The organism is Flagellimonas sp. 2504JD4-2, from assembly GCF_053642935.1.
The window spans coordinates 198,909-224,124 of record NZ_JBSIOV010000004.1 but is presented as its reverse complement, the minus strand read 5'-3'; the positions used below and the strand labels follow the sequence as shown (position 1 = coordinate 224,124).

The following is a 25,216-nucleotide window of genomic DNA, read 5'->3' as shown; positions in this document are numbered from 1 at the left end:
TTTTTGAAAATCAAATGATTGGGTCTTCAGTTCGAGCCCCAGTCAGGTCACAGCAAAAACTTTAATTCCAAACAGAAAAAGCCCTTAACATAGTTATGGGCTTTTTTATTTGTTAATTCTGACCAGTGGTCCTTTAAAAACCACTAAACAAACATCTCCTTGTGCTCTTTTAAGTAAGCTTTAAAGGTCCGTGGTGGGTGACCAGTTATTGCTTCAACCGTATCTGTGGTTCTATTGAATCTTCCGTCGCCAACTTCTATGCTAAATTCCTTGAGGTGTTTTGCCAAAAAATCATTGATGGTGGGATGGCCTTTGATATTTGCTATCCAAGTTTCCACGGAAATTGGCTCATAATCCACCTGTTGGCCGATTATTTCTGAAATCTCGCCGGCGACCTGAGCTGCCGAAAATACCTCGGGTCCTGTGATATCGTATCTCTTTCCCACATGGATTGAAAAATCTGGATCTATCAAAATCTTTGCCACTACTTCTCCCACATCCTTTGGATGTACTATAGAGTACTTGGCGTCTTCCAATGGGTAATAAAACTTTTGATGATCTGAAACTGTTGGCGCAGCAAAACCAAGATAATTCCAGGCAAATAATGCTGGCCTAATATGTACTGCCCCTACTTGGGCCCAATCCAGAATATGCTCGGCCAAACTATGGTTTTGGGTAGCTGGACTCGGTGAGTTTTCGCTGACCCCCATTTGCGACATGGCCACAACCATTTCAACTTTGTTCTTTTTAGCAGCGATCGCAAAATATGAGGCTGCTTTTGGGAGATAATCTATAAAGGGATATAAAAAATAAGCCCTTTTTATACCTTTCATGGCTTTTTCCAAACTTGTCACATCCATGAAATCGCCTTGGACCACTTCCACCCCCAAAGCCTCCAGAGCTTTACTTCTATAATCAAATGTACGTACCATGGCCCTAACCTTTTTTCCTTGATTCAGCAGATACTCAATGGCATATTGGCCTGTTGTTCCGGTAGCACCGGTAATTAAAATTTCAGCTTTCATTTTTCTTAATTTTAAATGTTATACTTTTTTTTGATTGCAATTCCTTAATCCGAGTTTTCTCTTGGTATTTTGTAAGTTGTATATACAACTTATATTGTAACGAAATGCCTAATTAGGTAAGGCTAAAGAAGCTTCTTCAAGATTAGACTTTTTTAAAAAATTTATCGAATGATATAGCAGCTTAGCCGGTTTATCCATTTGTACAAAATGTCCAGAGTCCTCGATAATTTTTAATTGTGCATTGGGTAGACTCCCAGCCAATAGCTCTCCTAGTTCGACATTGATAAAACGGTCATGTCTTCCCCAAACGACCAACACTGGCTGTTGCACTTCATGAATTCGGCTCTCCAAATAAGCCTGACCGGGAGCATTATTCTGAAAGTATACCAAAAAAGCATTTTGAGTGGTCTTGTTATAGCCATCTACCAGAAACTCTTCTTGGACCTCCTTGGGAATATCGCTACTCTTATAAAATCCCTTTTTATAAGCAATTTGAGCGGATACCTTTGGAAACCATTTGATAAGTGCCTTGGCGCGAATCGAATTTTTGCGTCCAAAGCTTTTTACTTCCCAGGAAGAATATGCGGTGGTAGGGAACGGAATACCATCCATGACAATAATTCTGCCAATAGCATCCGTGTTTTCAACTCCCATGATCAATGCTGGTGATAATCCGATATCTGTTGCCATGACGTGTGAATGATCAATTTGTAACGTATCCAAAAAATCCATGGCTACTGCTGCAAAACTTCTTGGATTATGATCGTTTAGATTCTCAAAAGCTTCACTTCCGCCAAACCCTGGCCAATCCAACGCCAAAACATGATAATCCTTCGACAGTCCCGGTGCAACATCATACCATGTATGAAGGTTTTCAGGGACTCCATGTAACAGCAATATGGTGGGGTTCTCGCTGTTTCCAAGTTCTGCATAGCGAATGTTCAATCCAAACTTTTTAATCCGAACGTTTTTGGTACTCAATAATTTCGATTGTCGATCTTTTGTTTTCATTAGTGTGATTTTAATTGTTATTGTTTTTAAATAGCCACGGGCCAAGCAGTTTCACGAGGAGGGGCATCACCAAGAATACCATCGTTGAGGCAATCATTGCTACCACAATAAGGAGGATCAACCTACGATCCATTTGCTGTACCGGAAGGATTTGTTTCACCACCCATTCAAACAATAGTAGTAAGGGGTAAACTGCCAACGCGGTTACAAGGGCCTGTTTCCATGGGATCATTCGTTTCATTTTGATTTGTTCAATGTTGTATATACAACTTAATGGTTAAAATTTTATCGCATTCTGTTTTCCAAGTTTTGAAGACTATTCAAACCTTCTTCCTCAAGTTGTTCAACCAGAACATCCATAGCTTTCTCCCATTGAGGGATAAGCACTTTTACCAAGTTCATACCCTCTTGGGTCAGTTCAACATCTGGTCGGTATTGGGCAGATCGTTCAATCAAATTTCTTTTCTCCAAAAGTTTTATGTTTCTACTGACGGTTGATCGTTCCAAACAGAGTACCTCCCCCACTTTACCTTGTTCCACCCTGCCCAATTCGTGTAAGGTGAACAAAATGGTCATCTGATTCTCGGTAATTTTATGCTCACCCAAAAACTGTCTGATATGCCCATCAGCAATTCGAGATAAACGCCTCAACCTGGATCCAACACAATGCCTTAATTGATATTTCATAGGGCAAAGATAATTTACAATGTTGTATATACAACTTATTTAACAGATATTTATCACTATCGATAATTTGCAATACAGTTTATTTTACTATGAACACACTTAAAACGGCACCATGATCGGACGGAAATTCTGGAAAGCTTCTGCTTAGATTGGATTTGTGATGGACAATTGTTTTCGAGCTCAGTGGTTCAATCCCCTTTCCTTTGAAATATATATAATCTATACGCGCAAATGGATCCCTATATTCCGGTTCAGGATGATTTTTGGTCGCAATGGGCACAAAGCCAGTTTCGGGCTCGTAGATATACTCCAAACCAACCGTTGTCCATGTGTAACCCAAGGTCTCTTTGGTGATGTTGGGATTGGTAGCTCTATAGGCATCAACAAATCCAGCATCTGCCATGGCCATCGATGTTTTATTGGGAAGGATTCTTCCAAAATTCAATCCAGCAGTCTTGGTAGCTTCTGTATAGTCCAAATGTGATACACAGTTAAAATCGCCAGCTACAATTATTGGAATTTTGTCACTGTTGGCTACATCTTTTTTAAATTCCTTGTGCTGCAACAGCTCCTGAATATGCTCGTAGCGATTCTCATCTCCCTCATTAAACACTTCATCCGAGATAGAAGCATCTTTAATCTCTACAATATGTCTTCCCCCGCTTGTAAGCCAAATGTTATAGATTCTAAGCTTTTTGTTATTTGGCAGGACCGCCGTTGCAACAATAAAGGAAAATGGTGATAAGCCTTCAATATTTCCGAAGTTCTCCAATGGATAACGGCTGAAAATGGTCAGATTGGCGTCTGGCTTGGGGGTATAGTAATGAAATCCCAAGGCATCGGCTATTGCTTTTGCAGAACCGTAGGTTTCTGTCATCGTAATTACATCGGCCTCGCTTTCTCGGATAATTTCAATGACACGTTGTCTGGCGGTTTTACCATTTATGGTATATCGGGGTTCCAGGTTAAGACGCCCCCAAATATTCCATGTCATTACTTTCAACGCTAAAGAATTGTCTTCTTTTGACGTCTCGGTTTTTTGTGCATTTGGCCCATTTTTACAAGCGATACCCAAAATCAACAGACATAAGAAGGAAAATCGCACTAGCGTGTTCATCGTCACAATAATTGTTTAGATTTTATACCGATACACTTTCAAACCAAATGATTCGGAAAATCCACAGTGCGTTCACAACCAATCTGATGCATTACCTGAAGTAGCTGTGTTTTTAGCAAGGAAATGGTATGATTTCCCCCTTTATTACCCAATGCTGCTGTCCCGTACATGAACGAACGGCCCATAAAGGTGAATTCTGCTCCGCTGGCCAGAGTGCGCGCAATATCTGGTCCGGAGCGTATGCCACTGTCCATCATAACCTTAATTTGATCTCCATATTTTTCCGCAATTCGCGTTAGTGGTTTTATGGTTGATTCTCCAGCATCCAATTGTCGGCCGCCATGGTTGGAGACAATTATCCCATCTAGACCTAATTTAATGGCCCTTTCCGCATCTTCCTCAGTCGCCACGCCCTTTAGGACTATCTTTCCTTTCCAAAGATCTCGAATCGGGGCTATTTTTTCCTCGGGCATCCGTTTTGAAAAAAGTTTGTCCATAAAAAGTCCCAAATGCTTAAGGTTAAGGTTGTTTGGCATATAGGGTTTTAAGGTTTCAAAGTTTGGCTGTCCGTGTTTCAAGGTTTCCAAGGCCCATTTTGGTTTACCCAAAATCTGAAGCATATTGTTTATTGTCATTTTTGGCGGCATGGAGAGTCCATTCTTGATTTCTTTCGGACGGAAGCCGAAAGTGGGCACATCACATAACAGGACCAACACTGGGCATTCAGCAGCTTTGGCCCTTGCTAAAATATCGTCGCGAACACTATTTTCTGAAGGATGGTACAATTGAAACCATGCTCTTCCTTCAGTAAGTTCCGAGGCTTTTTCAATGCTACAGGTAGTAACAGTGCTTAAAATGAAGGGGATGTTGTGCTCAAAAGCCGCCTTGGCCAATATTTCCGAAGCATTTGGCCACATCAGCCCCTGTAATCCTACCGGGGCTATCCCGAAGGGAGCATCGTATTCATGACCAAAAAGTTCCGTTTTTAAGGATGAATTCGGATTGGCATTGAGGTATTTGGGTTTGAGTTCCACATCGCGTATCTCGGCAGTATTTTTCTTTAGGTTTACTTCCTCGTTGCAACCGCCATCCAAATATTCAAAGGCAAACCTTGGAATTCGTTTTTGGGCCCTATCTCTAAGGTCTTCTATGGAAGGGTATTTTGTATTGTACTCCAAGTTCTTCATTTTATGGGCTCTCATTGTTTAACTTTCTAACTGGTTTGAATATCCAGTGCTAAAATCGCAGTTCATAGTCTGAGATTTCCGCAGAAATTTGACTTCCGTATACCCCTTTTGGGACTCCCGCTTCAGAAGGTGAAGGGGACATCCATTTGCTCTTCACCCCCTCTATGGCAATGGTTCCTTCCGGTCGTAATTCTGCAAAAGCGTAAAGGGGATCTTTATAGGTGGCCATATTGGGAAGCCATTTGTACTGTTCATACATAGCTTTGGGGTAACGCTCGGTATTTTTGTACTTATCGGGCATCCAATAATAGGACATACTATTGATTTCGATATAGTCTATTCCATTTTGATGATGGTGAAAGTCCAAATGATTATGCCCGTTCATGCAACAGATTACCTTTTCTTTATGGGCCTCCATGATTTTTTGCAACGTTAGCCGATTTTTTACCCCCCATTGGTAATGCCATAGACTTTGATGGGAAAACACTATGGTCGGGAGTTGGGTAGCCTCAAGGTCAGCTTGAAACCATGCTATCTGATCTGGATCAATAAAGGTTCTATAGTTGCTGTTCACATAAAAGTTCGACTTATCATAATCTATATATTTCCCGTCCTGATATAGAAAATTTGCATCCAAAACCACAAAATGGTAGTTGCTGAAATCGAAGGAATAATAAGTCTTGGGCATACCCCAGAAATCCAACATTTCCTGTTTTGAATTCCTGTCCATATCATGGTTTCCCAACACATGGTATTTTGGACCTTTAAAAGTCTCCCAAATTTTTAGAAATGCCAGGTTCTTGGATTCGCCCATGCAAAAATCACCCATTTGGATAATGAAATCTACCTCTCGATTTATAGCTTCGGTAATAAATTTTTCCAAACGCTCGTCGGCATCAGGCATCAGATCCTTGTGCACGTCGGCAACAATCCCGAAACGAAGCGACCTAGCATTAATTTCCAGGGATGGCTTAAATGACAAAAGCATAGGAGTTAAAACACTAGCTGCCGAACCGGCGCTTAACTGATTTATAAATTTTCTCCGTTCCATAATCAAAGTTTAACTGGGTAATGGCTACCTCAACAATGTATTTGTATTACTTAGTCATTTGATTGCAATCGAAAAATCTCTTGCATCAATATCCACTTTTCACCGGGCTTGGCGATGGGCAAAGCCTGCTGATATTTCCACATAAGTTCTTCCCACTCCTGAACTTTCGGATTGTTCAAATCTTCCTTCGCCTTAGCTTCAAAGGTAAAATGCTCATCAGCCTCTACATACATGAACAATCTGGTTCCCAGTCTATAGATTTCCATCCGTTTTATTCCGGAGTCCAGTATACTCTGTTCTATTTCGGGCCAAATTGCTTGATGATATGCTTCATATTCGGCAATTAAATTTGGGTCGTCCCTTAAATCCAAAGCTAGTGCGTAGCGTTTCATTCTTTACCTATTTGGCCACCTAGAGCGTAACCTTGTGTTCTTTTAATGTTATAGTGCCCGATCCAAGTGTGTATATCCCCCATCAACAAAAATCAATTGTCCAGTAGTATGGCTTGATTTGGGTGATAAAAGGAATACTACCATATCGGCAATCTCCTGAGCAGTGGTCATTCTTTTTTCTAAAGGAATCTTGTCCGTAATCTTTTTCAGTTTCTCCTCTGGATTTGGGAAAGTTTTTATCCATCTATCGTACAGAGGGGTATAACATTCGGCCACAATCACGGCATTTACCCGAATGGAATAGGGCAGCAATTCCACGGCCCACTCCCGGGTAAGTGCATTTCGACCTCCATTTGCAGCGGCATAGCCAGAAGTTCCCCCCTGGCCTGTAATTGATGTCTTTGAGCCAATATTCACAATGGGGCCCTTACTTTTTTTAAGCTCTGGCAATGCGTAATGCGCCATCAAATAATAATGGGTCAAGTTTTTATTGACAGATGCTATAAAATCCTCATAATTTCCATCTTCCAATCCGATACCATCATTAATCCCGGCATTGTTCACCAGCCCATCAATCCTTCCAAACTTTTCCACCACTCGAGCCACAGCTTCTTTGCATTGCTCTGGGTCCGTCAGCTCAGCAAACGCATAATATGCTTTCAGATTTTTATCTTCAATTTGCTTGACCGCATCCAACACATTATTCTTTGTGCGGCCCACAATTACGGGAATGGCACCTTCGTTCGCGAGCACATTGACTATTCCATTGCCAATGCCCTTGGACCCTCCAGTTACAATGATGACCTTATCCTTTAATTGTAAATCCATTTTTAGTTGTTCAGCGTAATAATTCCAATATCACCAAATGATGCCCTTGGGTCGTCCCCGGCAAGTTTTATAGCCCTTAATTTAATAAATCTACCCGTGGAAGGCGCAAATCTTATGGTTTGTTCAATGGGATTATTCACCACATTGCTAAATTCTCCTTTCGAAACCCTGTTCCAATTCGTATTGTTATTGCTAGTTAAAAACTCATACTCCATTATTATCCCAAAAGACCAACGTTCTTGGATGGGCCAATAGCTAAAGCCACTTAAGGTGTATTGCTTTCCTAGGTCGATTACAACCTCTTGTGGTAACGAACCATCTTTATCAGTGGCCCAAAATGTGCGCGGATCATCGTCAATAAGTTTTATGGCCTCATCAATCTTTCCGGAAGAAACACTTTCCACCTTCCAATCTTTTTTTGAAACATCGAAATATTTTGTGGTGATACTGGTAGTTCTTTTATCTGCAGGATCCATCGCAACGGCCTTAATGGTCGTTGGTTGATTTACCAAAAACGGTTTGTTGTATTTCTGGGAGGACATCATTGGCTCAGTACCATCCAGGGTATAGAACACTTCGATGTTTTTATCCGTTACCTCCAAAGAAACCATTCCTTCTTTATCTCGTTTGACGATGGGTTCCGTTAGCAAATTTGGTGCTTTGAAACATGAAATATTGGATATGATCGGAGGTCCTTTTGCTGCGGTAATGTTTACCCTCATTTTTGAAGTTTTTACTGTATCAAACCGCAAGATCCGCTTATAACCAATGGTCGTTTGACTCGCAAGCTCCACCCAGTTGCCATTCACTTCAGCTTCAACGGTGAACTTTTGCACCCTTTGACCTAATGGAATGTATTCTTGGATTAAAATGCGGTTAACTTCTGTAGGTTTATCAAACACAACCGTAATTGAAGCGGCCCTACTATCATCATTGATGGCCCAATAGGTATTTGGATCTCCATCGGTGACATTGGCTGCCTCAAAATCAGCACTGTTTCCTCTAACTTCTGAAGCGGTTGCCTTTTGATTTTTAGCCAAATCAACAGCAAAATCTTTGTCCAACTGCTCCCTTAGCTGGATAAGCTGTTTCACATCAGTTTCATGTACCAATCCCCGATTATCTACAGGAAGGTTCAATAGTAGGTTGCTATTCCTTCCCACCGATTCGTAATAGATCTTGACCAAATGTGCCAAAGATTTTACCTGATGATCTTCTGAAGGATGATAATACCACCCCGGTCTAATGGAAACATCCACTTCTGAAGGAACCCAATGCGTTCCGTCTTCATGTCCTGTTCTTAGTTCCACATATCTTGGCCAACCCGGGTAAACCTCATCTTTTCTGATAAGACTCCAATGGGTCTCATTGGCCCAACCCTCTTCATTTCCAACCCATCGGATATCAGGTCCGCCATCACCGAAAATCACAGCCTCCGGTTGTAGTTCACGAACAATGGCAATCACTTTGTCCCATTCATAATAGGTCTTGTTATCTATTTTTCGGGTTTCATTGGCCCCACCGTAATACCCAGAACCTCCATTGGCGCCATCAAACCAAACCTCGAAAATATCGCCGTAATTGGTCAATAATTCACGAAGTTGCTCATGAAAATCCTCAATATAGCCAGGTCTACCATAATCCTCGTGATTTCTATCCCAAGGTGAAAGATAAACCCCGAATTTCAACCCATATTCCTCACAAGCTTCGGAAAGTTCCCTTATCAAATCTCCCTTACCATCTCTCCAGGGAGAATTTTTAACAGAATGCTCTGTGGTTTTAGTAGGCCATAAGCAAAATCCATCATGGTGTTTGGCTGTAATCACTATTCCCTTCATTCCAGCATCTTTGGCGACCTGGGCCCACTGACGGGTATCCAGTTCGGTTGGATTAAATTGTTGTGGAGATTCACCACCAAGCCCCCATTCCATATTGGTAAAAGTGTTCATATTGAAATGAATGAAGGCATAATATTGTAAATCTTGCCAAGCCAATTGTCGTTCAGAAGGAGTTGGACCAACAGGAACAGGCGGTGCTACTTTGGTGCAAGAATGGATTCCAACAATCGTAATCAAAGATGCAAGTGCAATTCGGGCTTTTTTCATTTATAAGGTTATTTTATCCGGGAAAGGAACAGTTTCCCCACTGTTTTTAAAAGAAGGCATTTGCGCGTCCACCTTCCGCAGATGGTCTGACAGTATTTTCGCCAATTCCTGGGTTTTTTCAGCATGTGTTGAAGCAAGATTATTGGTTTCTCCAATATCCTCTGTAAGGTTGAACAATTCCAGATGCTGATCCTCATGAAAATAAATGAGTTTCCAATCTCCCTGTCGAACTGTACTGGATGCACCTATGCCAGGTCCATCGGGTCCCCATTCATTCGGATAATGCCAAAAGAGCGGACGTTGGGACGTATCGGATTCTTCGGCAGTCAGCAAAGTCATAAAACTTTGTCCATCCACGGTCTGAACTAGTTCAGGGTCTTTAATTCCAGCCATTTCAATGATTGTAGGATAGAAATCTTCAATAATCAGATAGCTATCAGAAACGGAATGGGCAGCGACTTTTCCGGGCCACTTCACCAACATGGGCTCACGGATACCACCTTCATAAGCTGAGCCCTTTCCACTGGCCAAAGGTTTGTTATGGGTGTGTTTTTCGCCTCCTCTTGCCACAGCACTCAAACCACCATTGTCCGACATAAACAGAATGATGGTATTTTCGTCCAAATTCTTTTTTTCCAAGTAATCCATGATATCCCCCAGACTTTTATCCATACCCTCAACCATGGAAGCATATTTGGCCTCCGTAGAGTCCATCCCTTTTTCAAAATACTTTTGAAGGAATCTGTCATCTCCCATTATGGGCGTGTGCACGGCATAGTGAGCCATATACAGGAAAAACGGTTGCTTCTGTTCTGCAGCTGTGTCCAATGACCTCAACGCTTCGCGTGTAATGGCTTCCGTTAAATAAATATCTTCTCCATGGTACTGCTCAAGACCCGGTACTGCCCAGATCTCCTTACCCTCTTTTCCATTTCCAAAGTTTTCCAAACCATAATAGCTTTCGGGTGCACCAGCGGCATGTCCCGCTATATTAACATCAAATCCAAGCTTCAAAGGGTCTTCTCCAGGGGTTCCAATAGCGCCAAAGTGTGCTTTTCCAGAATGAATGGTAAAATATCCCGCGTCCTTCAACACTTGTGGTAGAGGCGTGGCGTGGACTGCTTTGCTGTCACCTGCAACTGGACTCATGCCATTTACATTCCACTCAGGAAATTGCAAGGTCTTGTGGTTCACCTCCATGGGTTGGAGCATATCTTTTTTTAATGTCCAGTTTGTAACACGGTGCCTAGCGGCATTCATTCCAGTCATTAAACTTACCCGGGTCGGTGAGCAAACTGCTGTGGAATACGCCTGTGTGAATTTCATTCCTTCTTTCGCCAAACGTTCCATATTGGGAGTTATGTAGCGCTCATTAAAAGGTGTTTTTTTATTCCAAAATGGCACAGAAGTATCTTGCCAACCCATATCGTCCACAAAGAACAATACGATATTTGGGGACGGTGCTTCTTCTTGCTTTTTCTGTGGTTGGCAATTCGTAAATAAAACTATCCCCAGAAGTATTAAAATGTTGTTTTTTCGAATCATGGTCAATAGTTAAAGGTTATAGAAATGGATTGCATTTAATCCCATTATTTTTTGCTGCTCCGTCGGTGACAATTGCTGGATAAAATTTGATACAATAGAAATAACATTTTCATAGGATCCCGCCAGCAAACACACTGGCCAATCGGAACCGAATAAAACCCTATCTGCTCCAAAGTTCTCTATAATGACTTCCATAAAAGGAAAGAATTCCATTTCCTGCCATTCAAAATCTTTGGTTTCGGTTACCATGCCTGACAACTTACAGGAGACATTTGAACACAGGGCCAAGGACCTCATATGAAGTGCCCACTGGGAATCCAGACCATCCGATATTTTTGGTTTAGCAATATGGTCCAACACAAATTTTTGTTCTGGAAATTTTCTGGCCAATTCAACTGCAGCGGATAGCTGATGTGGATACACCAAAATATCATAGGTCAAATCAAATTTTGACAGCTTGGCAATACCTGATTGAAAATCCGGTCGCAGCATAAAATTGGGGTCGGGTTCTGCTTGGACGATATGACGCATTCCTTTTAACAATGCATGGGATGCAAAATGTTCCAGTCGTTCCTCTGCTTTGCTTACCAAAAGGTTCACCCAGCCAACAACTCCTTTGACAAACTCATTTTTTTCAGCACAATCCAATAAAAATTGCGTTTCTTCTTCCGATTGATCTGCCTGCACAGCTACGCATCCATCCACCCCATTGGCATCCAGAATAGGTTTTAGGTCTGATGGAAGAAAATCTTTACGAATAGCCTTCATGGACTCGTCTATCCAGGCATCCCTGACCGGATCGAACATCCAAAAATGTTGGTGACTATCGATAATCATTTTTACCTATATGCTTTGGCTTCTTGTTTTGAACTTCCCAATCCATCTATTCCCAACTCCACAATATCCCCAGGGTTTAGGTATCGCGGAGGATTTAACCCCAAACCTACCCCGAAAGGTGTTCCTGTGGAGATAATATCACCGGGTAGCAGTGTCATGAATTTACTTATGTAATGTATGAGTTCTGGAATATTGAACACAAAATCGGAAGTATTGCTGTTCTGCATGGTTTCGCCATTCAGCTTTAACCACAGATTGAGATTATGAGGGTCTTTGATTTCATCCTTTGTGGCGAGGAAAGGACCAAGTGGGGCAAATGTGTCACAACTCTTCCCTTTTACCCATTGCCCTTCCCGTTCCAACTGGAATTCCCTTTCGCTGTAATCATTGTGCAATACGTACCCAGCGACGTAATCCATCGCCTCATTCTGATCTACATAGGAAGCTTTTTTGCCAATAACTACTGCCAGCTCAACTTCCCAATCTGTTTTTTCACTGTTTTTCGGTATGATCAAATCATCATTGGGACCCACGATTGCGGAAGTAGCCTTAAAAAACAACACCGGTTCTGACGGAATCTCCATTCCGCTCTCCGCAGCATGTTTTGCATAATTTAGGCCTACACAAACAATCTTTGAGGGACGACATAATGGTGGTCCCAATCGTGTTCCTTCAGGTATGGGAGGGCATGTGGACAAGTTTTCAGTAATCCAATCCTGCAACCTTTCAATTCCGTTGCTTGCAAAAAAGGCCTCATCGTAATCCTCCCCAAACCCAGAAACATCTATTCTAGTACCACTTTCAAGTTCCAGACCTGGTTTTTCGTTTTCGTTTGTTCCGAATCGTATTAGTTTCATCTATCCGTTTAATTTTATATATCCACCATCAATTGGAAAATCAGTTCCAGTAATAAAAGATGCCTCATCTGAGCATAGGTACAATGCCAAATGAGCTATTTCCTCGGGTTTTCCCATACGACCGATAGGTTGCGTTTTGGAAAGACTCTCGAACATTTCATTTTCCTTTCCGGGATAATTTTTCTTTATGAAGTTATCTACAAAGGGAGTATGTACCCTGGCCGGCGAAATACTGTTGCAACGAATCCCGTATTCCAAATAATCCTTGGCTATGGAATAGGTCATGGTGAGAACGGCTCCCTTGGTCATGGAATAGGCAAATCTATCTGAAATGCCGACTGAAGAAGCAATTGAAGCCATGTTCAAGATTACTCCGCCACGTTCTTTCATGGTTCCAATACTGGAGTGTACGCAATTGTAAACTCCCTTGATATTTACTTTAAATAGACGGTCCATGTCCTCCTCTGTGGTCCCCTCGATATTACCAACATGGGCAATACCAGCGTTGTTGATCAAAATATCAATCTTGGATTTATCTGAGATTGCTCCAATCACTCGTTTGGTATCCTCTTGAATCGACACATCACATTGGTGTCCCACAGCACTACCACCAGTACTTTTGATCTCCTCCGCGATGGATTTTGCTTTATCCAAGTCTAGCTCCAACACATGAACCTCGGCACCATGTTTGGCAAAGGTTTTGGAAATAGCTTCTCCAATTCCACTTCCCCCTCCTGTAATTATTGCGGTTTTTCCTTTTAGGTTGAACAATGACATCCAATCAGTTTTTTGAACGTAATATTATTTAGAATTCGCTGAATTTAATTTACACTGGCCATTTCTGCCTTCCACACCACTCCGTTAGGAAATCTATATTGTTCCAAGGATTCGTCTTTTATGGCAATACTGTATCCCGGCATGGATGGCGGCATGTATGCGCCATCCTTGATGACAACTGGATCAAGGAAATGCTCATGCAAGTGATCCACATATTCAATAATCCGGTCTTCCATGGATCCGCTAATTGCAACATAGTCTATCATTGATAGATGCTGAACGTATTCACATAGTCCGACTCCTCCAGCATGGGGACATACAGGAATATTGAATTTAGCCGCCATAAGCAGAATAGCCAATATTTCATTGACTCCCCCTACCCTACAACTATCTATTTGACATATCCCAATGGCCCCCGCTTGCATTAATTGTTTGAATATTACCCGATTTTGACAATGTTCTCCTGTGGCCACTTTTATAGGATGAACTGCCTTGGCGATCCGCGCATGTCCCAAAATATCATCAGGACTCGTGGGTTCCTCAATCCACCAAGGTTGAAACTTTTTTAGAGCTTCCATGTTGGTAATTGCCTCGTCCACGTCCCATTTTTGGTTCGCGTCCATCATCAACGTCAAGTCTGGCCCCAATTCTTCCCGAATCAAAGCTGCTCTCCGGATATCATCATTGAGATCTACTCCTACCTTTATTTTCATATGCTTAAATCCAGCGGCTTTAGCTTCTCTGCAAAGGCGACGCATTTTTTCATCAGAATAGCCCAACCATCCCGCTGAAGTCGTGTAGGCAGGATAACCCGACTCAAGCAGCTTATTGATACGTTGTTGTTTGGAGCCCTCCTGTTTTTTCAACATTTCGAGCGCTTCTTCCGCTGTAATGGCATCCGTTATATAGGTAAAATCAACACAGGAGATTAATTCTTCTGCTGACATATCAACAAGTAGTTTCCAAAGCGGCTTATTCTCAACTTTGGCATATAAGTCCCATACAGCATTCACCATTGCTCCGGTTGCCAAATGGATCACCCCCTTTTCCGGGCCCAACCATCTAAGTTGACTGTCACCCGTTATCATTCTCCAGAAATCGCCCATATTTTGGGTGAAGCTTTCCAGTGATTTTCCCAATATTAGTGGAGAAAGGGATTCTATTGCAGCAACACAAAGCTCGTTCCCCCTACCAATAGTAAAAGTCAATCCGTGTCCTTCTATCCCATCTGGGTGGTCCGTTTTTAAAATTACATAGGCCGCAGAATAATCCGGGTCCGGATTCATCGCGTCGGAGCCATCCATATTCTTACTTGTAGGAAAGCGGATATCCTTGACCTCAATGTCAGTTATCAATATTGCGTGGGACATTACTATTATTGTTTAAAACAAAACTAATCCGTGGTGCAAGGATTGGCTACCTAATAAACCACGAAGAGCAATACTATTTTTGCTCCATATTAGACATATTCCATCTTATCGGTATGATATTGAATATAGGAGCTTGGCGATTTACCAATAATCATTTTGAACTGACGGTTGAAGTTTGAGATATTATTGAATCCAGATTCGTAGGCAATTGCCGTAATGTTCATCTTATCCTCGAGCAACAGTTTACAGGCATAACCTATTCGTATTTCATTTAAATATCTAGTGAAGGTTTTACGGTGAACTTGTTTGAAGAATCTGCTAAAAGCCGAGGAATTCATGCCAATCACCGAAGCAACATCACTTGCCCCAATCGAATTTTTAAAATTCTTGAACACGTACTCGTAAATTTTATGGAGCCTTTTATTTTCTGTTTTCAAGAAAGAATTGATATAGCCCATACTGGACAACAATTTGTAGGGTCTTTGCTTAGCAAGAGCGTTCAAAATTTCAATAAACTTTATCAACTTTTCGAAAGGCTCTAAATCCAGTAAGCTTCTTATGTCCTCCGCCAGCTTTTTATCAACGTTTGAAAATTTTACGCCGCGACTGGCCCTTTCCAATAAATCTGTTATGGGTTTTGTTTCGGCAACAGATAAAAACCCTATTCCCAAAAATTCCTTTTTAAAATGAACCACTACAGATTCGGCCATTCTTTGTGATGATGGATCAAAATACACATCATCATTGAGTAACATATGTGGAAGGTTCTTCCCTATTAGAATCACTTCTCCCACATCAAATTTTTCAATACTATCTCCAATAAATTGGGTGCCGGAGCTTTTTTCAAGCAAAATCAGCTCTAATTCTGGGTGATAATGCCAAATCTTCAAAAAGTGAGGATACAGATTATGGCTAACCATAAACGAACTATTATTAGGACTAGTCCTATTTAATAAGTGGAGCTTCATATTTGGTGAGTAAGCCCTGAAATTAAAAAAAATATAGCATTCAACATACCATTTCTACAATTTTATCACATAAAATGCAAAAAAAGTATTGAATAGGATTGAAAAATAGTAATTCTGAATCTGAGATTAAGATGCGTAAGAAATCATAAAGGCAGCACGGCCTTGCCTTCCGCTATATCCCCAACAAGTTTCTCAATTGAGGTCTCCTTCATTTTTTTTAAGAAGTAACTGTTGGCATTTCCAACCAAATCGTGAAGAGCACAGGGATTTTCGTTATCACACTCCTTTATACTGAGCATACAGGACTGCAAGCGATGCCTTCCCTCAATAACATCGACAATGGCAACTAAGGGAAGCTTTTTATTGATATCACTCAAATAAAAACCTCCTTTTGGTCCTCGGGATGAAGATATGACCTCCCTTTTGGAAAGTTCCTGTAAAATCTTGGCCAAATACTGTTGAGGGACATTAATTCTGTCGAACATATCCTTGACCATCATTTTATTGTTTTCACTTGAGTTGATAGCCAAAAACAAAACAGCCTTGATAGCGTATTTTGATGAAGTTGTAAGCATAAGTATCTAAAAACAAGCAACAAAGATAAAAAAGATGTTTTTATCCGAAATGTGACAATTATCATATTCTCTGACATTTTAGGACAATACTTTTGACCATAAAATCTAACAATTGTAATACAATGAAAATTCTAGTCAAAAGCGGTGCATTTTTACTTATGGTCCTTCTTTTAAGTTGCGGAGGTAAAGAAGAAAAGAAAGAAGAGGGCTTTCAGGTGCAGCGACAAAAATCCACTACCGAAAAAGTTGATACCCAGTCAACAGCCAGCATTGTAAAAGCCTCTGAAAGGGTGGACTTCACCACTAAAGGAGTTGGGCCTATTAAATCCTTGACATTAAATGATGAAATAGACCAAACAATGGCCGAAGAGGGCAAAGCCGTATTTGAACAGATGTGTTTGGCATGCCATAGAGTGGGAAAAAAGTTTATCGGCCCAGCACCTAACGGCATTTTGGAACGACGTTCCCCAGAATGGGTCATGAACATGATCTTGAATCCAGAGGTCATGGTAAAGGAAGATCCATTGGCTAAGGAACTCCTGATGGAATTTAATGGATCTCCAATGGCCAATCAAAGCCTGACCGAGGAACAAGCCCGTGCTGTACTCGAATATTTTAGAACCCTATAATAGTTAACTATGCAAGTAATCACCAAAATTAAAGTATTCCTAGGTTCGCTCTTGGTGCTATGCATTTTGCATGGCTGTAAGAACGAAGCCAAAACTGAGACCCCTACCACCTCCGAAGTGGCAACACAAAAAAGCGATAAAAAACAGGGACAGGCCTTTCTTAAGGATGATGAGGCCCAGCCCAACGTTTTGGATATCGCTATTGGTTCAGAAGATCACACAACACTAGTAGCCGCTGTCCAAGCCGCTGAATTGGAAAACGCCTTGGTAAATGCAGGTCCTTTAATGGTTTTTGCCCCTACCAATGCTGCTTTTGATGCACTACCGGAAGGAACTGTCGAGAATCTGCTTAAGCCTGAGAACAAAGCTTCGTTGGCGAATATTCTCCAATATCATGTGACTCCTGGAAAGTACTCTAAAGATTTCCTCAAAAAATTTAAAAAACTAGGGCAAGCCAATAATCAGGATGTCCAAGTTGAGGTAAAGGGAGACGATGTCTTTGTTGGAGGAGCAAAAATAATTGCCAGTGTCCCTTGTGGCAATGGTATTGTACATGTGGTGGATAAAGTAATGCTACCACCAAGTGAATAATTAAAGAACAACCTTAAAAAAACAATAACAATGAAAAAAGTCCATTATTTAATCTTTGCTCTCACCAGTGTTTCACTGCTATTTACGAGCTGTAACCAACAGAGCAAAAGCTCAAGTGGGGCATTGGCTTCCAGTGCTGCTGAAAAGGTATATGTGGCACCTGGAGAGCACGATGATTTTTACGCCTTTATCTCTGGAGGATTCAGTGGACAAATGTCCGTATATGGCCTTCCATCAGGTCGTTTGTTCAAAGTGATTCCTGTTTTCTCACAAGATGCCGAAAAAGCATGGGGATATAATGAAGAGACCAAGCCCATGCTCAATACTTCCCATGGCTTCGTTCCCTGGGATGATGCCCACCACCCCGATATTTCACAAACCAACGGGGAAATTGACGGTCGCTACGTTTTCATCAATGGAAATAATACACCTAGAATCGCTAAAGTGGACCTTAGTGTATTTGAAACCACTGAAATTATTGAAATTCCAAATAGTGCCGGTAACCACAGCTCCGCCTTTGTGACAGAAAACACGGAGTATGTAGTAGCGGGAACCCGTTTCTCCGTTCCAATCCCACAACAGGATATCTCCATCAAAGAATATAAAGGTAAGTTCAAAGGATCCCTTTCCTTTCTAAGTGTTGATCCTGAAGATGGTGGTATGGATTTGTCTTTCCAAATATTGATGCCAGGATTCGATTATGATTTGGCCCACCCCGGTAGAGGTGCTTCACATGGATGGATGTTCTTCTCAACCTATAATTCTGAAGAATCCCACACCCTGATGGAAGTCAACGCTTCACAAAACGATAAGGACTTTATCGCTGCGGTAAACTGGAAAAAAGCCGAAGAATATATCAATGAAGGTAAGTTTACCACCATGCCGGCCAATTATGCGCACAATGTCTATGATGAGGAGACCCACACAGCTACCTCCACAATGAAAAAGGAAGTTCGAATACTCGATGCCTCGACATTGCCAGGTTTAGTTTATCTGCTACCGACTCCTAAATCCCCCCATGGTTGTGATGTTAACCCAACCGGTGAATACATTGTAGGAAACGGGAAACTCTCATCCGATTTAACCGTACACTCGTTCAACAAGATGATCGATGCCATCGAAAACGAGAAATTTGAAGGGGAAGCTTACGGAATTCCAATTCTGAGCTTTGAGGATGTTTTGGCCGGAACAGTCAAACAGGCTGGACTCGGACCACTGCACACGGAATTTGATGGCAAAGGAAACGGTTATACCACCTTCTTTATTTCTTCCGAAGTGGTGAAATGGAAAGTTGGAACTTGGGAAGTTGTTGACAGACAACCTTGCTATTATTCCGTAGGTCACTTGATGATTCCAGGTGGTAACTCTAGAAAGCCATATGGCAAGTATGTTCTGGCTATGAACAAAATTACCAAAGATCGTTACTTGCCTACCGGACCAGAGGTAACACAATCCGCACAGTTGTATGATATCTCGGGAGAGAAAATGGAGTTGCTTCTTGATTTCCCAACAGTCGGTGAACCGCACTACGCAGCCGGTATTCCTGCAGATCTGGTAAAACCTAGATCCAAGAAAATCTACAGTCTCGAGGAAAACAAGCATAAATACGCTACAACATCTGATGCAAACGTAAGGGTAGAACGTGACGGAAATGAGGTTCACATATATATGACCATGATTCGAAGTCACTTTAATCCAGACAATATTGAAGGTATAAAAGTTGGTGACAAAGTATATTTTCACGTGACCAACCTTGAGCAAGATTATGATGTACCTCACGGTGTCAGCATGATAGGCGCCAATACCTCCGAACTGTTGATTATGCCAGGACAAACCGAAACCTTTGTTTGGGAGCCTAAACAAGTTGGCGTTTGGCCCTTCTATTGTACCGATTTCTGTTCAGCCCTTCACCAAGAGATGCAAGGGTATGTTAGAGTCTCCCCAGCCAACTCAAGTATTGATTTGACCTGGTCATTGGGAGAGGACTGACGCAATGATTCCAAATTGTTGGATTCTTATTTGAATAAGCGGGAGGACGTTCCCTCCCGCTTGTTAAACCCTAGAGCGTAAAAAAATGAAAAAGACCTCAAAAATTGTAATGTTTATTGGTGTGCTATTGCCCCTACTTCTATTTGTTTTCCCCTTATGGAAAATAACACTTGAAGCCCCGCAATATCCAACACCTTTGGGAATGTATATCCATATCAATGATTTTTCAGATGCCAATCCACATGATATCAAAAACATCAACTTGATGAACCATTATGTCGGCATGAAATATATCCCGGAAGCAATACCAGAGTTTAAGATTTTTCCCATTGGAATAATATCCACCACAATTCTTGGACTGTTGATTGCCTTTAAGGCTAATTATCGCTGGTACCTGTATTGGTTTATTTTTATGGTCTTACTAAGTGCTGCCGGATTGTATGATTTCTACCTTTGGGAGCACGATTATGGACATGACCTCGACCCTAAGGCCATAATGAAGTTTACGAATCCTGATGGTTCGGTTATGGGCTTTCAACCTCCATTCTTTGGGTCCAAAGACATTTTAAACTTCCGAGCGCATTCATACCCTCAATTGGGAGCCTTCAGTCTTGCCTTGGGTATGGGACTCTCATTTGTTGCTTATATCCTTGGAAAAAAGGAACGCAAAAAGTCCATAGCATGAAAAATCCAAGCGTAATTTATTTGCTTCCCATTTTTTTAACCACTGTTTTAACTGGCTGCAGTGTTAAACCACAGGAAATCGTTTATGGAACCGATGGTTGCCACTTTTGCAGAATGACCATTGTGGACCAGCTACATGCGGCCCAGATTGTGACGACCAAGGGCAAGGCATTTAAGTTTGACGCTATCGAATGCATGGTAAACCATTTAAAAGATGTGGGGCCCAACAGTGTTGCTTTGCATCTCTGTAATTACTATACCGAACCCGGAAAATTAATGGATGCAACAAGTGCCATTTTTCTTATAAGCGAAGGAATTCCAAGTCCAATGGGCGAATTTCTAACCGCTTTTGAAACAAGAACTGATGCCGAGTTTGGAAAAAATAAGCATGGGGGCACCCTGTATTCCTGGGACGAACTATTAATTGAATTGAACCAATAAAACTTCCAGTAGATGTACACCATTAACCATCAAATAATCGAACAGAAACCTAAAGGGTTACAAGTGACAGCCTTGGTCAAAACCAATGCTCTGGAGATATTGACCATCAGCATGGAAAAGGACACGACTTTTCCTGTTCATACCTCCCCAAAGGATGCTCAATTAATTGTATTGGAAGGAGATATTGATTTTCATATCAATCAAACAAAATATAACCTCAAAACCTACGAGAATTTCAACTTCCCTGCAGAGGAGGAACATTGGGTATTGGCGAACAAGAATTCCAAATTTTTAATCGTACGATAACAGTAAAATGAAATATCCCAAAATAGTTTTCACGGTCCTCGCATGTCTTGTTTTCACCCTGCTTTCAGCGCAAAAACACAAGCAGTGCGCACACTGTAAAATGGACGTCAAAAGCAATAATTTCAAGGCAAAAGCAGTAAAAAACAATACTCAAGTATATCATTTTGATGCCATAGAGTGCTTGATCAATTACCTTAAAACCAAAAAAGAAAGTGACTTTGGCCAACTGTTGGTTGTAGATTACAACACTGAGAATTATATACCGGCCATAACGGCTTATTATTTAAAAAGCAAATCTCTTCCAAGTCCAATGGGAGCAAATCTTTCCGCTTATTCAACTGAGAAAGATGCTCAAGCAATGCAAAAAGATAAGGACGGTGAAGTCATGGATTGGAAAGCGCTAAACGAACGCTTTGTTTCATCAAATTTTGGCGCTACCGACCATTCTCACCACCATCATGGACCTGGTGCATATGCCCCAAGTGGAATCATGGGAGATCATTTGCACCCTAAAGGTGGTTTTATGGTTTCAATTCGGTATATGAACATGGCCATGACCGGGAATCGAGAAGGTTCCAATGGGGTTTCGGATGAGGATATCTACCAAAGATTTATGGTTGCTCCCCAAGAAATGACCATGCAGATGTATATGGTAGGGGCCATGTACGGTATCTCAGATAACTTAACGGTCATGCTCATGCAAAATTTCGTCCAAAATGACATGGACCTAACCGCAAGAATGATAATGAACAATATGCCCATGTTAAACAATTTTTCTACATCATCTAGCGGTCTTGGCGATTTAAAGCTGGGGGTGCTATATGGTCTGGTTTCAAGCGAAAAATTATCCTTTCACATTAATTCAAAAATCAACATTCCCCTAGGGGATATTAAAAATAGGGATGCGACACCGATGATGGCCGATGCCAAACTGCCTTATGCCATGCAATTGGGTACTGGAACGTTCGATATTACTTTTGGGGGTACATTAAAAGGAAATCACGGTGATCTTTCATGGGGAATACAACAATTGAGTACCCTCAGAACAGGAACCAACAGTGAGGATTACCGTTTTGGCAATTTATATGAGCTGCACTCCTGGGCTGGATACGCCCTTTCGAACAATATTAGTGTGTCTGCTAGATTGAGCGGCAGCACTGAGAATGAGATAGAAGGTATGGACACAGAATTAAATCCTATGATGGTTACAACAGCAGACCCTAACAACTACGGTGGTGAACGTATTTGGGGAGGAACTGGAGTCAACATTGGCCTTTTACAAAGTAAGCTTGTACTTGGAACAGAAATCAGTTTTCCCCTGTACCAAAATTTCAACGGAATCTTTATGGATTCTGACTATATTTTAAGTACGTGTGTTAAATACACCATTTTATAAATCAAGATCATGTTCCGTCAGCACAGATTTATCGTTGTTTTTCTTCTTCTTTGGATGGTCTTTTACGGACATGCCAAAACCATCGTGGTTTGTACTAGTTGCGAGACAAACACCATCAAAAAAGGAATTGAACGTGCCGCTGATTTTGACACGCTGTTAATTAAAAAAGGAACGTACAATGAATTCGATATTAGGGTCGATAAACCCTTGACCATTTTGGGTGAAAACTATCCCATCATAGATGGTAGGGATCAGGGAGAGATTATCACGGTAGTTTCAGACAATGTCACTATTGATGGTCTTTTCATTATAAACGTAGGTACCAGTTACACAGCGGATTATGCCGCAATCCGGGTCATAAAGAGTAAAAACTTCCTAATCCAGAATGTGGTTCTGGAAAAACTATTCTTTGGAATTTATTTGGAGAAATCAAGCCATGGTAGAGTATATCATAACAAGATTATTGGAGACGCTGTGGAGGAATTCAATTCGGGAAATGGGATACAACTCTGGTACAGCAATAACATCGAGGTAGAACAAAACATTGTGCAACATGTAAGGGACGGTATCTACTTGGAATTCTCAGATGATATTCTCATCAAAAACAATAGCAGCACAAATAATGTTCGGTATGGATTGCACTTTATGTTTTCCAACAACGATATTTATGAGAATAATGTCTTTGAGAACAATGGATCCGGAGTGGCGGTAATGTTCTCGAAGCACATTGAAATGCGAAACAATACGTTTCGAAAAAATTGGGGAGCAGCTTCCTTTGGAATGCTTTTGAAAGAAATCAACGATGCCAAAATTACAGGAAATACCTTTGAAGAAAATACCGTGGGCATTAGTATCGAAGGATCTAACCGAATTAAATATTTGAACAACAATTTTATAAACAACGGCTGGGCGTTAAAAGTGAGGGGAGCATGTTATGGAAACATCTTTTCGACCAATAATTTTCTTCATAACTCCTTTGATGTCTCGTACAACAGCAAGCTCAACGATAATATTTTTAGTGGAAATTACTGGAGCAAATACACTGGATATGATCTTGACAAGGATGGGACTGGAGATGTCCCTTACAGACCTGTCAAACTCTTTTCATACATTGTAAATCGTACCCCGGAGACCATTGTACTGCTCAGAAGTCTTTTTATGGACATTATAGACTTTTCAGAGAAGGTCTCTCCTGTGTTTACACCTGACAATCTTTTGGATGCAACCCCATTAATGAAACAAACACAATGATACAGATAGATAACCTTTGCAAACGATTCGGTAAAAATGAAGTGCTTCGAGATTTGAGCCTGACCATAGAGCCCAAAGGCATTGTAGCAATTCTAGGGCCAAATGGTTCTGGTAAAACCACCTTGATAAAGTCAATATTGGGCATGGTGATACCGAATGAAGGAACGATCACAATTTCTGGAGAGAACATTCGAAACAAATGGAAATACCTTAGGGACATAGAATATTTACCCCAGATAGCCAATTTTCCGAATAACCTAAAGGTTAAGGAACTCATACGAATGATAAAGGATCTCCACCAACAACCCAGCAACGATAAGGAATTGATATCCCTATTTGGCCTAGAACCGTTTTTGGATAGAAAACTTGCTACTCTTTCCGGAGGTACCAAACAAAAAGTGAATATAGTCATGACCTTTATGTTCGATGGTCCCCTAATCATCTTGGATGAACCTACAACCGGGCTAGATCCAGCTGCTTTGATCCAGCTTAAAGAGCTGATTCAGAAAGAAAAATCCAATGGAAAAACCATTCTGGTCACCTCCCATATTATGCAATTTGTTGAAGAGGTTGCGGACGAGGTTGTATACCTTTTGGAAGGAAAGATCTACTTTAAGGGCAGCATAGATAAGCTGAAGAAAATGACCAACCAGACCAATGTTGAACATGCCATAGCGGCCATAGCCACAGAAAACGCACATGCTTAAAATATTAAAATACAGCTTTTATGACCTTATAAGAAGTAGATGGAGCTATGTGTATTTTTTATTCTACCTCGCTTTAGGTTTTGTATTGCTTTTTCTGAACAACGATGTTTCTAAAGCGGTCATTACCTTGATGAATATCATCATTGTTTTGGTGCCCTTGATCGGAACGATCTTCGGTGTTATGTACTATTACAATTCCAGGGAATTTACAGAGTTATTGTTGGCACAGCCCATAAGACGCACCTCGATATTTTTGGGGCAATATCTCGGCGTAGCAGGTTCCCTGTCACTAAGTTTAATATTGGGCTTGGGGATTCCCTTTGTTATCTACGGATTGCTTCGAAGCGATGCCATTTTCGACTTTAGCCTACTATTGATCACCGGAGGTTTTTTGACCTTAATATTTACCGCGTTATCTTTCAACATCGCCTTATCCAACGAAAACAAAATAAAGGGTTTTGGATACGCAGTATTGCTTTGGTTGTTCATGGCCGTTATTTACGATGGTTTGTTTTTGATGTCTTTGATAGTATTTGAAGAATATCCATTGGATACCTTTTCATTGGTCGCCACAATGCTGAATCCAATCGATTTATCGAGAACCCTAATTCTTTTAAAATTAGATATATCCGCCCTATTGGGATATACCGGTGCAGTTTTCAAAGACTTTTTCGGAACCAACAAAGGGCTGTTTATTTCTTTCATTATGTTATTGCTCTGGACAGTCCTTCCAGTATGGCGATTAGTGCATAAAGCAAAAGCAAAAGACTTCTAAAAAGAGCTAATGTTTACATTAAAAATGAAGGTTGACTGTCTTTGTTCCCAAGTTATTGGTCTAGAAGTTGGAATAATTTCCTATTAAATTTTATATTTTGCTGAAGTAATTCAGA

26 protein-coding genes are annotated in these 25,216 nt (G+C 41.1%); 10 read left to right on the top strand and 16 right to left on the bottom strand.

Annotated elements, in window-relative coordinates:
* Positions 1–143: 143 nt before the first annotated feature.
* The 16 genes from ACULLH_RS16360 to ACULLH_RS16285 form a co-directional block, all read right to left on the bottom strand.
* Complete coding sequence (locus ACULLH_RS16360) at positions 144–1,025, bottom strand: NmrA family NAD(P)-binding protein (protein ID WP_454089827.1); 882 nt, start codon at positions 1,023–1,025, stop codon at positions 144–146.
* Positions 1,026–1,133: 108 nt separating this feature from the next.
* Positions 1,134–2,036, bottom strand: coding sequence for an alpha/beta fold hydrolase (locus tag ACULLH_RS16355; protein ID WP_454089826.1), 903 nt, complete (start codon positions 2,034–2,036; stop codon positions 1,134–1,136).
* A gap of 285 nt (positions 2,037–2,321) precedes the next feature.
* Positions 2,322–2,723 (bottom strand): MarR family winged helix-turn-helix transcriptional regulator, encoded by a 402-nt coding sequence (locus ACULLH_RS16350; RefSeq protein WP_454089825.1) that lies wholly within the window; start codon positions 2,721–2,723, stop codon positions 2,322–2,324.
* Positions 2,724–2,802: 79 nt separating this feature from the next.
* Positions 2,803–3,840 carry an endonuclease/exonuclease/phosphatase family protein gene (locus tag ACULLH_RS16345; protein ID WP_454089824.1) on the bottom strand — a complete coding sequence of 346 codons (1,038 nt, stop codon included), beginning with the start codon at positions 3,838–3,840 and terminating at the stop codon, positions 2,803–2,805.
* Between the two features lie 38 nt (positions 3,841–3,878).
* Entirely contained in the window at positions 3,879–5,042 is a 1,164-nt protein-coding gene (locus tag ACULLH_RS16340; protein ID WP_454089823.1) for an alpha-hydroxy acid oxidase, read from the bottom strand.
* A gap of 34 nt (positions 5,043–5,076) precedes the next feature.
* Positions 5,077–6,078, bottom strand: coding sequence for a metallophosphoesterase family protein (locus ACULLH_RS16335; protein WP_454089822.1), 1,002 nt, complete (start codon positions 6,076–6,078; stop codon positions 5,077–5,079).
* Between the two features lie 50 nt (positions 6,079–6,128).
* Positions 6,129–6,470 carry an L-rhamnose mutarotase gene (locus ACULLH_RS16330; protein WP_454089821.1) on the bottom strand — a complete coding sequence of 114 codons (342 nt, stop codon included), beginning with the start codon at positions 6,468–6,470 and terminating at the stop codon, positions 6,129–6,131.
* A 48-nt stretch (positions 6,471–6,518) separates the two neighbouring features.
* Positions 6,519–7,298 (bottom strand): SDR family oxidoreductase, encoded by a 780-nt coding sequence (locus ACULLH_RS16325; protein ID WP_454089820.1) that lies wholly within the window; start codon positions 7,296–7,298, stop codon positions 6,519–6,521.
* Positions 7,299–7,300: 2 nt separating this feature from the next.
* Positions 7,301–9,403, bottom strand: a complete 2,103-nt coding sequence (locus ACULLH_RS16320) for an alpha-L-fucosidase (RefSeq protein ID WP_454089819.1) — start codon at positions 9,401–9,403, stop codon at positions 7,301–7,303.
* The gene (locus ACULLH_RS16315; RefSeq protein WP_454089818.1) at positions 9,404–10,948 is read right to left on the bottom strand and encodes a sulfatase; all 1,545 of its coding nucleotides are present in this window, start codon (positions 10,946–10,948) and stop codon (positions 9,404–9,406) included. It abuts the gene before it with no gap.
* Positions 10,949–10,957: 9 nt separating this feature from the next.
* The gene (locus ACULLH_RS16310; protein ID WP_454089817.1) at positions 10,958–11,785 is read right to left on the bottom strand and encodes an amidohydrolase family protein; all 828 of its coding nucleotides are present in this window, start codon (positions 11,783–11,785) and stop codon (positions 10,958–10,960) included.
* Between the two features lie 2 nt (positions 11,786–11,787).
* On the bottom strand, positions 11,788–12,642 hold the full coding sequence (locus ACULLH_RS16305; protein WP_454089816.1) for a fumarylacetoacetate hydrolase family protein: 855 nt from the start codon (positions 12,640–12,642) through the stop codon (positions 11,788–11,790).
* Entirely contained in the window at positions 12,643–13,419 is a 777-nt protein-coding gene (locus ACULLH_RS16300; protein ID WP_454089815.1) for an SDR family NAD(P)-dependent oxidoreductase, read from the bottom strand.
* A gap of 44 nt (positions 13,420–13,463) precedes the next feature.
* Positions 13,464–14,789, bottom strand: a complete 1,326-nt coding sequence (locus ACULLH_RS16295) for an L-fuconate dehydratase (protein ID WP_454089814.1) — start codon at positions 14,787–14,789, stop codon at positions 13,464–13,466.
* 89 nt (positions 14,790–14,878) lie between these two features.
* Positions 14,879–15,709, bottom strand: a complete 831-nt coding sequence (locus tag ACULLH_RS16290; protein WP_454089813.1) for an AraC family transcriptional regulator — start codon at positions 15,707–15,709, stop codon at positions 14,879–14,881.
* A gap of 191 nt (positions 15,710–15,900) precedes the next feature.
* Entirely contained in the window at positions 15,901–16,332 is a 432-nt protein-coding gene (locus tag ACULLH_RS16285; protein WP_454089812.1) for an RrF2 family transcriptional regulator, read from the bottom strand.
* A 122-nt stretch (positions 16,333–16,454) separates the two neighbouring features.
* Here ACULLH_RS16285 and ACULLH_RS16280 point away from each other — a divergent pair, with 122 nt between their 5' ends.
* The 10 genes from ACULLH_RS16280 to ACULLH_RS16235 all read left to right on the top strand — a co-directional run bounded on the left by ACULLH_RS16280 (position 16,455) and on the right by ACULLH_RS16235 (position 25,101).
* A complete protein-coding gene (locus ACULLH_RS16280) occupies positions 16,455–16,961 on the top strand; it encodes a c-type cytochrome (protein WP_454089811.1) in 507 nt (168 codons plus the stop codon).
* Between the two features lie 9 nt (positions 16,962–16,970).
* Complete coding sequence (locus ACULLH_RS16275; protein ID WP_454089810.1) at positions 16,971–17,552, top strand: fasciclin domain-containing protein; 582 nt, start codon at positions 16,971–16,973, stop codon at positions 17,550–17,552.
* Between the two features lie 30 nt (positions 17,553–17,582).
* Positions 17,583–19,541: a Sec-dependent nitrous-oxide reductase gene (gene nosZ, locus ACULLH_RS16270; RefSeq protein WP_454089809.1), complete on the top strand. Its 1,959-nt coding sequence runs from the start codon at positions 17,583–17,585 to the stop codon at positions 19,539–19,541.
* Positions 19,542–19,626: 85 nt separating this feature from the next.
* The gene (locus tag ACULLH_RS16265; protein WP_454089808.1) at positions 19,627–20,226 is read left to right on the top strand and encodes a hypothetical protein; all 600 of its coding nucleotides are present in this window, start codon (positions 19,627–19,629) and stop codon (positions 20,224–20,226) included.
* Positions 20,223–20,666 carry a nitrous oxide reductase accessory protein NosL gene (locus ACULLH_RS16260; protein ID WP_454089807.1) on the top strand — a complete coding sequence of 148 codons (444 nt, stop codon included), beginning with the start codon at positions 20,223–20,225 and terminating at the stop codon, positions 20,664–20,666. Before ACULLH_RS16265 ends, ACULLH_RS16260 begins: the two co-directional genes overlap by 4 nt.
* Positions 20,667–20,678: 12 nt before the next feature.
* Positions 20,679–20,972, top strand: a complete 294-nt coding sequence (locus ACULLH_RS16255; protein ID WP_454089806.1) for a cupin domain-containing protein — start codon at positions 20,679–20,681, stop codon at positions 20,970–20,972.
* A 7-nt stretch (positions 20,973–20,979) separates the two neighbouring features.
* Positions 20,980–22,368 (top strand): nitrous oxide reductase accessory protein NosL, encoded by a 1,389-nt coding sequence (locus tag ACULLH_RS16250; RefSeq protein ID WP_454089805.1) that lies wholly within the window; start codon positions 20,980–20,982, stop codon positions 22,366–22,368.
* Between the two features lie 54 nt (positions 22,369–22,422).
* A complete protein-coding gene (locus tag ACULLH_RS16245) occupies positions 22,423–23,619 on the top strand; it encodes a nitrous oxide reductase family maturation protein NosD (protein ID WP_454089937.1) in 1,197 nt (398 codons plus the stop codon).
* Entirely contained in the window at positions 23,616–24,326 is a 711-nt protein-coding gene (locus tag ACULLH_RS16240; RefSeq protein WP_454089804.1) for an ABC transporter ATP-binding protein, read from the top strand. Before ACULLH_RS16245 ends, ACULLH_RS16240 begins: the two co-directional genes overlap by 4 nt.
* A complete protein-coding gene (locus ACULLH_RS16235; protein WP_454089803.1) occupies positions 24,319–25,101 on the top strand; it encodes an ABC transporter permease in 783 nt (260 codons plus the stop codon). Before ACULLH_RS16240 ends, ACULLH_RS16235 begins: the two co-directional genes overlap by 8 nt.
* Positions 25,102–25,216 lie beyond the last annotated feature (115 nt).